This window comes from Parabacteroides massiliensis (assembly GCF_900155425.1).
Taxonomy (GTDB): domain Bacteria; phylum Bacteroidota; class Bacteroidia; order Bacteroidales; family Tannerellaceae; genus Parabacteroides; species Parabacteroides massiliensis.
Map to the genome: position 1 here is coordinate 1,761,116 of NZ_LT700191.1, position 16,483 is coordinate 1,777,598.

General features: G+C 44.1%; 11 protein-coding genes and 1 tRNA gene. 8 read left to right on the forward strand and 4 right to left on the reverse strand.

Features of this window, described 5'->3' with window-relative positions:
- Positions 1 to 12: 12 nt before the first annotated feature.
- Positions 13 to 1,077: a tyrosine-protein phosphatase gene (locus BQ9893_RS18070; protein ID WP_075967210.1), complete on the forward strand. Its 1,065-nt coding sequence runs from the start codon at positions 13 to 15 to the stop codon at positions 1,075 to 1,077.
- Between the two features lie 125 nt (positions 1,078 to 1,202).
- Complete coding sequence (locus BQ9893_RS18075) at positions 1,203 to 2,969, forward strand: DEAD/DEAH box helicase (RefSeq protein WP_075967459.1); 1,767 nt, start codon at positions 1,203 to 1,205, stop codon at positions 2,967 to 2,969.
- 161 nt (positions 2,970 to 3,130) lie between these two features.
- Here BQ9893_RS18075 and BQ9893_RS18080 read toward each other — a convergent pair whose 3' ends face one another.
- Positions 3,131 to 4,210 carry a mannose-1-phosphate guanylyltransferase gene (locus BQ9893_RS18080; RefSeq protein WP_075967211.1) on the reverse strand — a complete coding sequence of 360 codons (1,080 nt, stop codon included), beginning with the start codon at positions 4,208 to 4,210 and terminating at the stop codon, positions 3,131 to 3,133.
- A gap of 162 nt (positions 4,211 to 4,372) precedes the next feature.
- Between BQ9893_RS18080 and BQ9893_RS18085 the strand changes: the two genes are divergently transcribed.
- The 4 genes from BQ9893_RS18085 to BQ9893_RS18100 all read left to right on the forward strand — a co-directional run bounded on the left by BQ9893_RS18085 (position 4,373) and on the right by BQ9893_RS18100 (position 8,233).
- A tRNA-Leu gene (locus tag BQ9893_RS18085) sits at positions 4,373 to 4,456 on the forward strand.
- Positions 4,457 to 4,621: 165 nt separating this feature from the next.
- The gene (locus BQ9893_RS18090; RefSeq protein ID WP_075967212.1) at positions 4,622 to 5,782 is read left to right on the forward strand and encodes an acyltransferase; all 1,161 of its coding nucleotides are present in this window, start codon (positions 4,622 to 4,624) and stop codon (positions 5,780 to 5,782) included.
- 188 nt (positions 5,783 to 5,970) lie between these two features.
- Entirely contained in the window at positions 5,971 to 7,182 is a 1,212-nt protein-coding gene (locus tag BQ9893_RS18095; protein ID WP_075967213.1) for a sugar MFS transporter, read from the forward strand.
- A 418-nt stretch (positions 7,183 to 7,600) separates the two neighbouring features.
- Entirely contained in the window at positions 7,601 to 8,233 is a 633-nt protein-coding gene (locus BQ9893_RS18100; RefSeq protein ID WP_244155011.1) for a transposase, read from the forward strand.
- Positions 8,234 to 8,335: 102 nt separating this feature from the next.
- Here the strand turns inward: BQ9893_RS18100 and BQ9893_RS18105 are convergent, their stop codons facing one another.
- Positions 8,336 to 9,217 carry a PfkB family carbohydrate kinase gene (locus tag BQ9893_RS18105; protein ID WP_075967214.1) on the reverse strand — a complete coding sequence of 294 codons (882 nt, stop codon included), beginning with the start codon at positions 9,215 to 9,217 and terminating at the stop codon, positions 8,336 to 8,338.
- A gap of 725 nt (positions 9,218 to 9,942) precedes the next feature.
- Between BQ9893_RS18105 and BQ9893_RS18110 the strand changes: the two genes are divergently transcribed.
- Entirely contained in the window at positions 9,943 to 11,796 is a 1,854-nt protein-coding gene (locus tag BQ9893_RS18110; protein WP_075967215.1) for a glycoside hydrolase family 127 protein, read from the forward strand.
- A 21-nt stretch (positions 11,797 to 11,817) separates the two neighbouring features.
- The gene (locus tag BQ9893_RS18115; protein ID WP_075967216.1) at positions 11,818 to 13,857 is read left to right on the forward strand and encodes a beta-L-arabinofuranosidase domain-containing protein; all 2,040 of its coding nucleotides are present in this window, start codon (positions 11,818 to 11,820) and stop codon (positions 13,855 to 13,857) included.
- A gap of 6 nt (positions 13,858 to 13,863) precedes the next feature.
- Here BQ9893_RS18115 and BQ9893_RS18120 read toward each other — a convergent pair whose 3' ends face one another.
- Together BQ9893_RS18120 and BQ9893_RS18125 are read right to left on the reverse strand one after the other, a co-directional pair.
- Positions 13,864 to 15,600, reverse strand: a complete 1,737-nt coding sequence (locus tag BQ9893_RS18120; protein ID WP_075967217.1) for a hypothetical protein — start codon at positions 15,598 to 15,600, stop codon at positions 13,864 to 13,866.
- Positions 15,601 to 15,736: 136 nt separating this feature from the next.
- The coding region (locus BQ9893_RS18125) for an Rpn family recombination-promoting nuclease/putative transposase (RefSeq protein WP_075967218.1) at positions 15,737 to 16,483 on the reverse strand (747 nt) is incomplete at its 5' end.

Here is a 16,483-nt window from a genome sequence, read left to right on the forward strand (position 1 = left end):
AGTAGTAGAAGTATGATATTGAAACGGATTCTTTTCTTGTTCACCAGTGTGACCTTATTGACAGGATGCAGCTCCGGCCGGGCACCTGAAATTCGCGCTATATGCCTGCGTGACGACATCGGTAACTATATTATCAAATGGGAAACGGATCCCCATACCGACGGGATGATGAAACTTTATGTCTCCGATACTCCAAATTCTTTCGATATGTCGCAGCCGTGTAGCTATGCCGACATCAACGACGGAAGGGTGACTTACATCACGAACGACAACATTACCCGCAAATATTTTCTCCTGTCATTCAACGACAAGTACTTCCGTACGGTCGGCGCTCGCTCGGTACAGATGGACAGTGTGCAAAACTTGCGTGACATAGGAGGCTATTTCAGCGAACACGAAAACCGTATGACTGGCTGGGGCAAGATATTCCGTTCGGGCGAGCTCAAATCGCTGAGCCGCAACGATACCATCCGGTTGGACAACCTGAAGATAAAAACGGTTATCGACCTACGGGGAGAAGACGAGATCGCCCTCGCTCCGGAAAAATATGCAGGAGTAAATATCATCTCCATTCCGATCCCGGTAAAAGGAAAAGAGCAAATTACCCGGCGTTTGGAAGAAGGGCGCATACGTAAAGGTGACGGGCTTGTGTACATGCAGGACACCTATATCAGCTATGTGACGGAAAACAGCGAACAGTTCGGTAAGGCCCTGAAAGTCTTCCTCGACAAGGACAACTATCCGATCCTTGTGAACTGCTCGATGGGAAAAGACCGTGCCGGTTTCCTGACAGCTATGCTGCTGACAGCCCTCGATGTGCCGGAAGAGACGATCATGAAGGACTATATGGCTTCCAATAACCACATAGACCTGCGCCACCTTGCCTATATGGCACGCGATCTTAATACGGATGCCCAAGAAACCATCACCGTGCTGCTCGGAGCAAACGAGACATGGCTGGATTTGGCTTTCCATAAGATAAAGAAAGAATATGGTTCGATCGATAAATATCTGTCGAAAGGATTGCATCTCACGGAAAAAGAGCGCGATACATTAAAAGATATCATACTAAACTAATCGGTATCCGAATTATTTGCGTACCTTTGTCCCCACTCTGAATTTATTATATATACATATATCACATTTTGAAAACATTTGAAGAATTAGGAGTTGCCGCACCAATATTGAAGGCAATTCAAGAAATGGGCTACGAATCGCCCATGCCGGTACAGGAGGAAGTGATTCCTTTCCTACTGGGAGATGACAACGACGTAATTGCATTAGCACAGACAGGTACAGGAAAAACCGCTGCTTTCGGCCTTCCGATCCTGCAAAAAATCGATGTAACTACATATTGCCCCCAAGCACTCGTACTTTGTCCCACTCGTGAGCTTTGTCTCCAGATTGCCGACGATCTGAATGACTACTCCAAGTATATCGACAACCTGAAGGTTCTCCCGGTATACGGAGGTTCCAGTATCGAGAGCCAGATCAAGACGTTGAAACGCGGTGTGCACGTAGTTGTGGCCACTCCGGGGCGCCTTCTGGACCTGATGAATCGTAAAACGGTAGACCTCAGCTTGGTGAAGAACGTCATCATGGACGAGGCGGACGAGATGCTCAACATGGGCTTCACCGACAGCATCAACGCAATTTTGGCCGAAGTGCCGGAAAACCGTAATATGCTGCTCTTCTCAGCTACCATGCCGAAGGAGATCGCTGCCATCACGAAGAAGTATATGAAGAATCCGAAGGAAATCGTGATCGGCAACAAGAACGAAGGTAACAAGAATATCCGCGACATCTATTATATGGTGCAGGCACGCGACAAGTATCTGGCACTGAAACGCATCGCCGACTTCTACCCGAATATCTACGGCATCATTTTCTGCCGTACTCGTAAGGAAACACAGGAGATCGCCGATAAACTGATACAGGACGGTTATAATGCCGACTCGTTGCATGGCGAACTGAGCCAGGCGCAACGCGACTACGTGATGCAGAAGTTCCGTGTCAAGAATATACAGTTGCTTGTCGCAACTGATGTGGCTGCTCGCGGCTTGGACGTGGATGACTTGACACACGTGATCAACTACGGCCTGCCTGATGAAGTGGAATCCTATACACACCGCCGTGGGCGTACGGGGCGTGCCGGAAAGACTGGAGTCTCCATTTCGATCTGCCATGTGAAGGAGAAAGGCAAAATCCGCGAGATCGAACGGATCATCAACAAGAAATTCGAGAAAGGAGAAATGCCTACCGGACATGCCATCTGCGAAAAGCAACTTTTTAATCTTGTAGACCAGATAGAAAAGGTAAAAGTGAACGAAGAGGAGATTGCCTCTTTGATGCCTCAAATCTACCGTAAGCTGGAATGGTTGGACAAGGAGGATATTATCAAACGGGTCGTTTCGCTCGAATTCAACCGTATGATCGACTACTATAAGGATGCCCACGAGATCCAGCAGGTGGACGAACGTTCTACACGCGGTGAGCGTGGCGAACGCCGTGCTCATGCAAGTGAAGAAGGTTATTCACGCTTCTTCCTCAACTTCGGGAAGGCTGACGGGCTCTATCCGAACCAACTGATCGAACTGGTCAACAAATGTGTACCGGGCAAGGTGCGCATCGGCAAGATCGACTTGCGCGAAAACTATTCTTTCTTCGAAGTGGAAGATGGGGAAGCCCAGCGCGTGATGGACAGTATGAATGGTTTTGAAGTGGATGGACGCCGTATCTCCGTCGAGCCTGCACAGGGCAAGAAAGAGGATGGCGGGCGTGGAGGCAAACGCAGTTACGGCGGCCGGCATACCGATGACGGTTACAAGGGCAAACGTGGCGGTAAAGATAGCGGCCGCAGGGGAGGTGACCGTTCGGATCGCACCTTCCGAAAAGACGAGCGCGATAGCGACCGTCCTTGGAAACGAACTGCTGCCGCACGCGATGCTCGCAAGAAAAGACGTTTTTGAGTATATGCTTGCACTCTGTCGATATTCAATGCCGGAAATAATATTCTTTTAGCACATGAAGAGTATGATGAGGTAAGGAGGGTGGAAGTAGGGATAGTTAAAAGGTGAAAGTTGAAAGTTAAATACCGCTTGTCGGATCTTTCAACTTTCACCCTTTCATTTTAATTAAATTCTTTGGCATATTTCATTTGGGCATCGGCAACGAATTGTTTGATACGTTGTTCGTCCTCTTTTTTGCAGATCAGGAGGACGTTGCCGGATTCGGCCACTATACAGTCATTGATACCTTGTATGACAGCGAGGCGTTTCGGGTTGTCGAGCGCAACGATATTGCCGCTACTTTCGTACATCATCGCTTCGCTCTTTAGGAGCGCATTATTTTGTTCGTCTTTCTGCGCCAAATCAAACAGCGATCCCCATGTTCCGAGATCGGCCCAGCCGAAGTCTGCGCACAGCATATACACGTTGTCTGCTTTTTCCATGATACCATAGTCAATGGAGATATTCAGGCAATAAGGAAAATTCTCAGTAATGAAATCACGTTCTTCCGGCGTGTTGAACTTCTCTTTACCCAAATCGAAACGGAGGGAAATGTCCGGAAGGAATTTGGAGAATGCCTCCAAGATGGCGTTGATGTTCCATACGAAAAGGCCGGAGTTCCAGAAAAATTCTCCGCTTTCCATGAAGACTTTAGCCAGTTCCAAATCCGGCTTTTCTGTAAAAGTCTTCACTTTCGTGAATTCTCCCAACATGATGTCACTGCTTTGGATATATCCGTAACCTGTTTCGGGACGGCTCGGCTTGATGCCTAATGTAACCAGTGCATTGTTGTTTTTTACAAAGTCGAGACCTTTTTGTACATCTTCCAGAAAGACGTCCTCTTTCAGGATCAGATGGTCGGATGGGGCTACGACAATATTGGCATTCGGGTTACAGGCTTTGATGTGGTATGCCGCGTAAGCGATACAAGGAGCTGTATTACGACGTGCCGGTTCCAATAATATCTGCGATTCTCCCAATTCTGGTAATTGCTCTTTTACAAGTGAAGCGTATTGTTCATTTGTAACGATATAGATATTTTCGATTGGAATAATCTTGGAGAAACGATCGAATGTCATTTGTAGCAGCGACCGGCCTGTACCAAAAAAGTCAAGAAACTGTTTAGGGAAACTTTCTCTGCTGAGAGGCCAAAAACGGCTTCCGATTCCGCCGCCCATGATAACGCAATAATTATCTTTCATGATGATCCAGGTTGTTTTTGTTATACTCTTACAAAGTTAACGAAATATTCCGGGATTTCGTCTATCTGTAAACCCTAAGAAGATATAAAATGAAAAAAAAGAGGAAAATGTTTGCAGGTTTAAAAATAATGGTTACCTTTGCAACGCATTTCGGAAATAAATGCCCAGATGGCGGAATTGGTAGACGCGCTGGTCTCAAACACCAGTGGATTCACTTCCATGCCGGTTCGATCCCGGCTCTGGGTACAAGGATAAAAGCTAAGTTGTTGAATCATCAATAACTTAGCTTTTTCTTTTATCTGAATTTTCCTCCACACGTGCAAAACTTTATTCTATCTTTGCCGTCCTGATTCCGTTTGCATGGCGGGCGGTTCTTAACCTGGAATATAAATTTAATAAAAAGCTAATATCATGATGAAGAGTCAAAATCCGACAATCGCCCAATCGCATGTTGTTTGGTTGGATGTGGTACGTTTTGTCGCCATGTTTACCGTGGTTTGTTGCCATAGTGCGGACCCGTTTAATTTTTATCCTGGCGAACCTTCTGCCAATATCGACCAGATTAAGTTCTGGGGTGCGGCCTATGGATCATTCCTCCGTCCCTGCGTTCCTTTGTTTGTGATGATTACGGGTGCCTTGTTGCTGCCGGTAAGAGGCGACACTTCTGTCTTTTATAAAAAAAGAATCAGCCGTGTCTTTTGGCCTTTCCTGATCTGGTCGGTGCTTTATAACCTGTTCCCTTGGATAACCGGATTACTTGGTCTGTCACCGGAGGTGATCTTGGACTTTTTCCCCTATTCGGGCGAAGAAGTGGCTCGCCAATCGTTGGTTGTTTCCTTGAAATACATTGCAGAGTTCCCTTTGAATTTCTCAATTGTGGGTGTGCATATGTGGTATATTTATCTATTGATCGGGCTATACCTGTATCTGCCTGTTTTCTCTGCCTGGGTGGAGAAAGCCTCTGAGAAGGCCAAGTTGTGGTTTCTGGTAGCTTGGGGTGTGTCGACGCTGTTACCTTATTATTATCAGTTTGTTTCACCTTATATCTGGGGTGGTTGTTCCTGGAATTCTTTCAATATGTTGTATTATTTTGCCGGATTCAATGGCTACCTGCTTTTAGGTCATTACTTGCGTAATCATGATTGGAAATTAGGTAAGATATTGTTAGTCGGAATCCCGATGTTTGTGCTCGGATATGGTGTGACTTTTTGTGGCTTCCGTTATGTTACCGCATTGTCGGAGTATAGCGAAGAATTATTGGAACTTTTCTTTACCTATTGTTCTCTTAATGTAGTGATGATGACAATTCCGGTCTTTCTATTGGCAAAAAAGGTGAACGTTCGGTCCGAAAGGCTCAAGAGCCTGCTGTCGAACCTGACGACTTGCGGGTTTGGCGTCTATATGGTGCATTATTTCTTTACCGGTCCAAGTGTTGTTCTGATGCGTGCCCTGCATGTCCCGGTTGCATTGCAGATACCTGCCGCCGCGGTTGTCGCATTTGGTATTTCCTGGCTGGTCGTCGCTGCTATTTACCGTTTGATGGGGAAAAAGGCCAGATATGTTGTAGGGTAATATCTTTAAATATAAGGCTTGAAGCAAGGTCGTAGATGGCGTGTTTTTAACCATTATGCAGCCCAAATGCAAGAATGTTGATTCCTTGGTATGGAAAAATGCTGTATTTTTGTAGCATTAGTCTGATGACGACGTTACATACAATCCGGTGTAAATGAATAGATGAGTATAAAACAAATAACAATAAAATGGAAAAAGTAAAGAAATCGTTGGTAAAGAAAGAGTATCTGGTTCCTTTTGTATTAGTCACTTCTCTGTTTTTCTTATGGGGATTTGCACATGCTATTTTGGATGTCTTGAACAAACATTTCCAGGAAGCGCTTGTCATGACGAAAGCCCATTCCGCTTTGATCCAGGCCACGATGTATACGGGTTATTTTACGATGGCTATCCCGGCCGGACTTTTTATTAATAAATACGGATACCGCCAAGGGGTGGTGTTCGGTCTGATTCTCTATGGGATCGGATCATTGCTTTTCATTCCGAGCGAACAGTTGATGTCGTTCAACTTCTTCCTCTTTTCCCTGTTTGTGATCGGTTGCGGACTGACGTTTTTGGAGACGGCCGCCAATCCCTACGTGACGGAGCTTGGAGATCGCGAAACGGCTGCCAGCCGTTTGAACCTGGCCCAATCCTTCAACGGGTTAGGTTGTATCTGTGCACCTGTGATCGGGGGGATGCTGCTGTTTTCCGGTAACGGTGAAGCTAACATTGCTTTGCCCTATACCGTGATGGGCGTAGTCGTCCTGTCTGTTGCTCTTATTTTCTTCCGCATCCGCCTGCCGGAGATCAACCATGACGATTGCGAAGAGACGGCAGCAGAGGCAAAAGCCGGATTGAAAGGATTGTGGAAACACCGCTGTTTTACTTGGGGCGTGATAGCTTTGTTCTGCTACGAAATAGCGGAAATATCGATTAACAGTTTCTTTATCAACTATGTGACCGACGACGGATGGATGGATGCTCACGATGCCTCGATCGTTCTTTCATTCGGCGGTTTGGGCCTGTTCATGGTCGGGCGTATTATCGGCAGCTGGGTTATGAGTTATATTCGGGCGGAGAAAGTCTTGTTTATATGTGCGATCTTCACTGTTTTGGGGGCTTTGTTCATTACTCTGAATTTGGGAGTCTTGTCGAAAGGGGCTTTATTCGCCTGTTATATCTTTGAGGCCATTATGTTCCCGACCATCTTTGCTATTTCACTGAGAGGTTTGGGCGACTATACCAAACGTGCTTCGTCCTTCCTGATGATGTCCCCGGTTGGTGGTGCGGTCGGACCGTTATTGATGGGTTATGTAGCCGACATTTCGACGATGTCGTTTTCGTTTGTCGTGCCGCTGTTCGGGTATGCCGTGGTGCTTATTTATTCCTATATGGTGATGGCTAAGAAGCTGTGTTGATTTATAATTTATGCGAATCAGCAGTTGAAAACATCTTCAGATTCTTGATTTAAAAGTTTGTAATTCAGTTAATTATCTCATTATTTTATTTTGTAATCTCCTTGAAAATCAGTAAATTAGAAGAATAAAACCACTCATTTTTCTAATTATGATTCCCAAGGAGAAAAAGTTAATACTAATAGGTTTGTATATGTATATCTGTGATGTCCATAAGTCTTCTCTGCGTTTCCACTGCCAGAGATTCAGTAACAATTCCAATCCTGAGTTTACGGATGAGGAGGTTCTTACCATCTATCTGTTCTGCGGGTACTGCCAGAGATACTTCAACATCAAGGAGATACATACCTTCGCTAAGGAGTATCTGTCATCATGGTTTCCAAAATTGCCGTCTTATCAAACGTTTTGCGTACGCCTAAATATGCTTTCAGAAACATTTAAGGTGCTGGTGGAAACCATGATACAATCATTCAAGCCCAAGGATTGCGACTCCATTATATCCATTGTCGATTCTATGCCGATAGTGACCTGTAAAGGGAAAAACCGAGAGGGGAAAGTAGCTACGGAGATAACATCAAAAGGGTATTGCTCCACTAAGAACATGTACTACTATGGCATGAAACTGCATATGGTAGGACAGCGTAGGGAGGGAACCTTACCTTTTCCGGAAATGATAACTCTGACACCGGCTTCGGACAACGACCTGACCGTATTCAAAAGCGAATGCGTGCCATACCTATCCGGAAAGACGGTGCTTGCAGACAAGATTTACAGCGATTTCTCTTTCTTTAATGAGAACAATCCGGTTAAAGTGCTTACTCCGCATAAAGAGATTAAAGGGGAACCGGAAGTTCTCAAACAGAGGGAGAAAGCTGCAAGAGACCTTTTCTCGCAAGCCGTTTCTAAAGTCAGACAACCTATCGAATCCTTTTTCAACTGGCTGAATGAAAAAACAGAAATTCAAAGAGCATCTAAAGTAAGAGCTACCAAAGGGCTGTTGGTACATACCTTTGGAAAGTTGGCTATTGCTCTACTTACATTTGTTAATTTTTAATTTTTGAATCAGAAAGCCAACTGCTGATTCGCATAATTTATAATTTATAATTTGACAGTGATGCTCAAATCATAAATCATAAATTATAAATCTGAAATCGTCTCACTTATTCTTTTCGATAATATCCCAAACATCCTTCTCTGTTCCTCTGAAAGGACCGGAAGCCTCCAGTTTGATCGTGCACATGGCGGCGGCAAAACATCCCGCTTCTTTGTATGAAGCACCTTTGTTTCGCATATACAGATAGCCTGCCATATAGGTGTCGCCACATCCTGTAGCATCCACAATCTCTGTCGGAGGATAGGCGGGTATCTCATGAAATTCGCCGTCGGCATAAATAACGGATCCCATACTTCCCAATGTCAGCAAGACCTCTTTAACACCCCAGTTGGCTAATTTCAGAGCTGCTTCGCGCGGATCTTTGCATCCGGTGAGAACTTCCGTCTCGTGTTCGTTGGCTTTCAGGATATGAATATATTTCAATGCTTCTTCCTTTTCCGGCCAGTCTACGGCGAAAACTTTCTCTCCGCGAACTTCGCGCAGGTATCCTTGAGCATCGACCGAGAGCATTCCTTTGGTCGATAAATATTTGATTACGTCAAAGGAAAAATCGTCCGCCAGCAAACTCCCCAAATGGTAAATACGGGCATCGACATCCTGCAACCCTTCGACTGTGAACGGATCGGCTTTTGCCAATACCCGCTGTGTCCGGTTGTCCTGGTTCTCGCCATATGTGTTCTCAAAGTAGACGGAATGGGTACTGGGTAAAACTTTGACATCGATTCCTTTCCGACGTATATCTTCCACCGCCTTCATTTCGCTGGTGGCAAGAGCTGTTACCAGCAGGAAATCGGAAGTGTCTAAATTGCTCATTCCATGCGCGAAATAGAAGGATGTCCCTCCCGGCATATGCAGTGTCCTTTTCGGCGTTACAATCTTATCTAACGTAATGTGGCCGATACAGCAAAGATTATGTGTATTCATATTACTTATTTAATCGAGCTGCAAAAGTATATAAAAACGAGGAATAAACCACTGCAATGGATATTCTGATTTATGTGCATAGTCTCCTTCCCCATATCGAAATGTAATACATTCTGAACAATAACCCTTGTTTCCTGCTTTTTCTCTTTCTATCAAAATATCAGAGTATTTTAGTTTGATATATTGATACTGTTTTTTCTGTTTTGCTGATAAACGGATATATGAGACCGGCAGGAAATTAAAATATATTGTTTTGAGAGAGATAGAAAAGGAATAAACGCTTGCATTTTGGAAAAGCTCAACCTCCTGAGATTTGTCTGTAGTAAAAAAGATTGGTGGCGGCTTTGGATATTTGAAAAGGGATTCAGGCCTTTATGGCCATGAAGACGGTCGTCGTTGAAATGAAGACGGTCGTCGTTGCCATGAGATGCCGAGACCATCATGTATGAAGACGGTCGTCAAGGTAATGAAGACCGTCTTCGTGGAAAAAAACAGTGCGCCTCACGGCAAGAAGGCCTTTTTTAAGTAGAAAAAGCCTGGATTTAATGCAATTGACAAAAGATACGCTTCTTTGTTAAATAAACAATATTATACAATAAGTGTTCGGTGACACAGTTCAATTTACACTCTCTATATTCCCGATTCCGGAAAATGTGTTGACTTCTAATCCGAAACTGGAATAGAATCCAAATAATTGATATATTTGTAAATAAAAATATGGAACCATGAAAAAGTATATAGTATTACCTTTTGTTTGTTTAGCCTTTTGGGGATGTTCGGGACAAAAAACGCTAACCGATGTCCCGCTGAAGATGATTGATCAGGTGGATTTTTCTCATGTCCGGATACAGGATGATTTTTGGTCGCCACGTTTGAACAGGCATATTTCTGCTACTCTTCCGGTCTGTATCGACCAGATCGAGAATCAAACGGGACGTATGCAGAACTTTGTGAATGCGGCTAAAGGAGAGGGAGAGCATTCCGGCATTTTCTTTGATGATTCGGATGTGTATAAAGCTCTTGAAGGAATAGCGTATAGTCTTATCAATAATCCGAACCCGGAGCTGGAAAAGAAAGCGGACGAATGGATCGATAATATTGCAGCGGCACAACAGCTTGACGGATATATCAATACGTTCTATACTTTGACCGGGTTGGATAGGCGGTGGAAGAATATGGACAAGCACGAAATGTATTGTGCCGGTCATATGATAGAAGCAGCCGTTGCCTATTATCAGGCTACGGGAAAACGAAAGTTGCTGGATGTCAGTGTCCGGATGGCTGATCACATGATGGAACTGTTCGGTCCGGGAAAAAGGCATTGGGTTCCCGGACATGAAGAGATAGAGCTGGCATTAGTCAAACTGTATCAAACAACGAACCAACCGAAATATCTTGATTTTGCAAACTGGTTGCTGGAAGAAAGAGGACATGGCCACGGGAGTAAGGGGAACGAAGGAAAGTGGGATCCGTCTTATTATCAGGATGTCATTCCTGTCAGGGATTTGACAGATATTTCCGGACATGCAGTCCGTTGCATGTATCTCTATTGTGGAATGGCCGATGTCGCAGCGTTGAAGAAAGACACTGGATATATTGCAGCTTTGGATCGCTTGTGGGATGATGTCGTTTTGCGGAATATGTATGTCACCGGAGGGATAGGCTCATCCAAACATAATGAAGGTTTTACGGAAGATTATGATTTGCCGAATCTGGATGCCTATTGCGAGACTTGTGCCTCGGTCGGCATGGTTTATTGGAATCAACGGATGAACCAACTGACTGGAGACTCTAAATATGTGGATGTGCTGGAACGTTCCATGTATAACGGAGCTTTGGCCGGTGTCTCATTGGCTGGCGATCGGTTCTTTTACGTCAATCCTTTGGAATCGAACGGCGATCATCATCGGCAAGCCTGGTATGGTTGTGCCTGTTGCCCGAGTCAGATTTCACGCTTTCTGCCTTCTATTGGCAACTATGTTTACGGAACTTCCGATAAGGCTCTGTGGGTGAATCTTTATATGGGAAATACCACCCGAATCATGTCGGATGGACAGGAAATCACCTTGAAACAGGAAACGGATTATCCCTGGGATGGAGAGGTCCGGCTGAGTGTCGTTTCTGAACGGCCGTTCAAAAAGGAACTTCGTATTCGCATTCCGGGGTGGTGTAAAAACTATATTTTGTCAGTCAACGACAATAAAGTGAATGTCCCGGTCGACAAAGGATATGCAGTCCTTAAGGATTGGAAGTCTGGAGACCGGATTGTCCTGAAGATGGATATGCCCATAGAAGTAGTGTCTGCCGATCCGCGTGTCAAACAGGATATCGGAAAACGGGCCGTACAGCGTGGACCGTTAGTCTATTGCCTGGAAGAAACGGATAATTCGTCTGACTTTGATAATATAGCATTGACACCGTCTGTTTCGTTTGAAGTGAAAGACGATCCCCGGAAATTGGGAGGCATCAAATCAATAGATGCAGTGTCCGGGAATCAGAAAATGTCTTTTATTCCTTATTATGCCTGGGATAATAGGGAGGCCGGAAAAATGAAAGTTTGGATTGATTATAAGGAGTGATCACGTAAAAACAATATAGACATGAATAAATTGACAACCGTTTTCTTGACAGTCTTTATGGCTGCCACGGCAGCCTTTGCTTCTCCAGCAGAAGAAGCGTCTGTATCCGGAAATTACCTGAATAACCGGCAACCTCTGTTACAAAAAGACTATATCGAGTTGCCGTTAGGAGCGATAACGGCAGAGGGGTGGATGCAAGAACAACTGCTTCGAATGAAGAATGGGATGACCGGCCATTTGAATGAGGTCTATGAAAAAGTCATGGGAGCCCGCAACGGTTGGTTGGGTGGCGATGGAGACGTTTGGGAGCGTGGCCCTTATTGGATCGATGGTCTGTTGCCTTTGGCTTATATTCTGAAAGACAAAGAACTGATTGAAAAGGTACAACCTTGGATTGAATGGACTTTGGCTTCGCAGAAAGCAAACGGATATTTCGGGCCGGACACGGACCGGAGTTATGAACCTGGACTGCAACGGGACAATGCACAGGATTGGTGGCCAAAAATGGTGATGTTGAAAATTATGCAGCAATATTATACGGCGACTAACGATAAACGTGTAATTGACTTTATGACAAAGTATTTTCATTATCAATTAAAGGAATTACCCATAAACCCCTTGGGCAAATGGACTTTTTGGGGAGAACAGCGTGGTGGAGACAATCTGATGGTTGTTTACTGGTTGTATAACATTACGGGAGATAAATCCTTGTTGGATTTGGGAGAACTGATTCATAAGCAAACATTCAACTGGACAGATGTCTTTTTGAATCAGGACCACTTGTCGCGTCAGCATAGTTTGCATTGTGTAAATTTGGCACAAGGTTTTAAGGAGCCTATTATTTATTACCAGCAAAATAAAAATCCTCGACAAATACAGGCTATCCAAAAAGCCGTTCATGATATCCATAATACGATCGGATTGCCAACCGGCTTATGGGGAGGAGACGAATTGTTGCGTTTTGGAAAACCAACTGCCGGATCGGAACTTTGCACCGCAGTGGAAATGATGTATTCTCTTGAAAAAATGTTAGAAGTTACAGGAGACGTGCAATGGGCGGATTATTTGGAACGTGTGGCTTACAATGCGTTGCCGACACAGGTTACCGATGACTATTCTGCTCGCCAGTATTATCAACAGACCAATCAGGTATCGGTCACGCGGACTTGGAGAGAGTTCTCTACTCCTCATGAGGATACTGATATTTTGTTCGGAGAGTTGACCGGCTATCCTTGCTGTACGTCAAACCTCCATCAAGGTTGGCCGAAATTTGTACAAAACTTGTGGTATGCCACGGCAGATAATGGCATTGCCGCCTTGGTGTATGCCCCATCGCAGGTTGTGGCGAAAGTAGCCGATCGGATTGAAGTGAAAATAAAAGAGGACACGGCTTATCCTTTTGAAGAGAGGATCGATTTCCATGTATCTTTTGTGGACAAGAAAGTGAAAAAAGCATTTTTCCCTTTTCATATTCGGATACCTGAATGGTGTAAGCATCCGGAGATCAAGTTGAATGGCGAGTCCTTGCCCGTTGATGCTTATCCGGGTGCGATAGCACGTATCAACCGGGAATGGAAAAACGGTGATGTGTTGACCGTGGAATTTCCTATGGAAGTCGCTGTCAGCCGTTGGTATGACAAAAGTGCGGTTGTGGAACGTGGACCGTTGGTATATGCTTTGAAAATGAATGAAAAATGGGAGAAAAAATTTTTCGAAGATAAGAAGTCGGTAAACTATGGAACATGGTATTATGAGGTCACTTCTGATACTCCGTGGAATTATTTCCTGTTCAGCAAAAATCTGTCTCGGGAAAAAATCGGCGAATCTTTTATTGTGGAGAAAAAAGGACAAGTATCCGGTTACCCTTGGAATGTGGAAAATGCCCCAGTGAGCATTAAAGTCAAGGCGGGACGGTTACCGGATTGGACTTTGGTACGCGGTTCGGTCGGGCCGATCGCTTACTATTCACAGATGGGAGCACCTGCCGGGGAAGAAGAAATGATCGAACTTATTCCTTACGGCTGTACAACGCTTCGTCTTACCGAATTTCCTGTAAGATGAGTTTATTCATAAAATAATTTTGTATCCATTGTCAGTACCTCCTGTATAAACTCTCAAGATATGTAGGCCTTCAGATTTTTCTCTAATCCGGACCACTTGAGAACCTTGTTGTATTTTCTTTTGAAGTATGCAGTGTCCTGCCATATTAAAAATCTTGAGATATCCTTCTTCCGGGATATTTTGCAGATGCAACTGCCCGTCTTTTATGAAAAAGAGGAAGGCCTCTGTATTGGTGTTTTTTATGCCTGTACTTTGATTGCCGGGATGAGGTTCGATTCTGCTTTGGTTAACGGGAAAATTTGTTGAGATTATGTTTGTCGCTTTGGTGGGGGTACTGCTGGATACTTTTAATTCTGTCGAAGAAGAAGCTTTTACGAAGAAGGCGGCGAAAGGAGGGAGAGCATAGCTGCTGTTGAGGGAATAAGTTCTATAACCGTTTCCGTTATATACATAAATATTCCCGTCCAAAGCCTTGTTTTTTTCTATTCGGGTTAACGGGAGTGCAGCTGGAAACGGATTGCCGCACAAATACCAGCCGAAGTTCTCTTGATTGTCTGAAGTCATGTCGGAATCTAAAGGAATTGTAATGGTTCCCGTATTGGCAAAATCTTCAGGAATGTCGCCGGGGCGGGAGGAGAAAGACATCGTTCGGTTTGTCGCTTTCTCGTCTAATGCGATCAGATAACCTTTGTTCTTCTCAAACAGGGGTACATCATCGGGAAGGATTGGCATGATTTCCCAGTTGCCGACAGATAGATTAGTCGATGCCCGTTTTTCTCCATTGTAAGATTGGATATAAAAGAAATTCCCCCCGTCGTTAGGGGTGGCATCTTTTTGGATAAAACGGGGATCGATACCGGCGAGATAGACATCGAAAGGGAATGAGATGAAATACCATTGGCCGGATTCTTTAAAGGTTTTATGGAAGGTGATACAGTCGGAAAGAAGTATCGTTCCTTCAGAATAGAGAGAAGCATCATTTTCGTATAAGTCCAGATTTTGTAGGGTAAGCCGATTGCCGGAATTGATTTTCAGAGATCCAGAGTGGATGGCGATATCTTTGCAATAAGTATCTGTCGTTATCGTAATGTTCCCTTTTATAAGTGCATTTCTGTGGCGGAGTGGAGGAAGATGCGACCAAAGGATCGTATCGTTCCAGTTTCCGATACCGGAGAATAAGGAATATGAAGGGATGTTACCGTAAGCAAAAACGCTATCGGTCATATAATATCCATTTTGTGTGGTGGCACTTTTGTTTGTCGTTATAGCAAAGGAGCTTGGATTACCTCCGATTGTAAGATATCTGTAACTCATGAAATCTTTATCTTTTTCAGGAGTGTTTCCGATTATGACTTCATCGGAGTTATTACGATGAACGTTAAATGATAAAGACTCTTTAGGTTTTATATTGAGTCCGGCAATATGTGATACGATTTTTACATCCGTATAGTTATTAAGCGGGAAGGAACGAAAAATAATACCGGAACCGACAGGTATCTTTATAGTATGCTTATCTTGGATAAGAGAGGATTTTACAGTTAACGTATATTCCCAATTATCCCATTCCGAATTCCCGAACGTCTGCCGTCTGAATGTATCTGAGACAAGTATATTTTTGTCGCTGCTGACAAAACTTTCCCATGAAGAAGGATTGGAAACCTGTGCGTGGAGAGGATAAACGGAGATGAAGAATAAAATATTAACAAGTGCATATTGAACAAAGCGTATAACTTTCTTTTTCATAGTTTGTACTATTTTGGATTGATATTAATGGGACAAATATAAGCAAAATATATCATGCCTGAAAGACAAATGTTCAACAATCTTTCCTATATTTCACAAAAAAACAAAATTCCTGCAATCAATAAGCATTAACAGGTTATAACTCGTTCACTTCTTTTACCGATAAACCGGTACATAGTGCGATCGTTTCGATATTAATTCCTTGCTTTTTAAAATTGGCAGCGATAAGACGCTGTTCCTCGATTTTCCCCTTTTCCATTCCATCTTCAAAACTGGTATCGAGGGCAGCGGAAAGGTCGCGTTCAACGGAAAGGCTCAGTTCGTATTCCAAGCGTTGATCGGGGGTCATGCGCTCTACCTCCACGATGCTTTTCAGCTTGCGGAATATCTGATTGTTCAGCTCTTGGGGTAATCGTTCCATGATCTCGATGTTGTTTAAAACATATAACCACTTCTTATAAAGTGTATCACACTGATGCAAAGGTAACACAAATTTCGGCATTTCGATATAGATTTCGTTAAGTGTTTCGCTGAAGGGAAGCTTCAGCTCCCGATCCATACGTACGACATCCCAGCGGTATTTCTCCGGGCGGGACAGGTCCATGATGTAGCTCAGGATGCACACGACATACACTTTGCTGATTTGGTAGTTCCAACGTTTGCGTATTACTTCATCCGGTTCTTTTTCAAGTTTTTCCTTTACGATCATTGACTGCTGCTGGATCGCGAACGAGGCATAGTACAACACCCTGTCGGAAAAATATTTCTGCCGGCTTTTCTGCATCTCGACTATGAATATTTCTCCTTTTTCATTCTCACAGAAGATATCGAAGACAGCCCGCCGCTGATCTTGTTTCAAACCGAGCATCTCGACGTTCCGGCA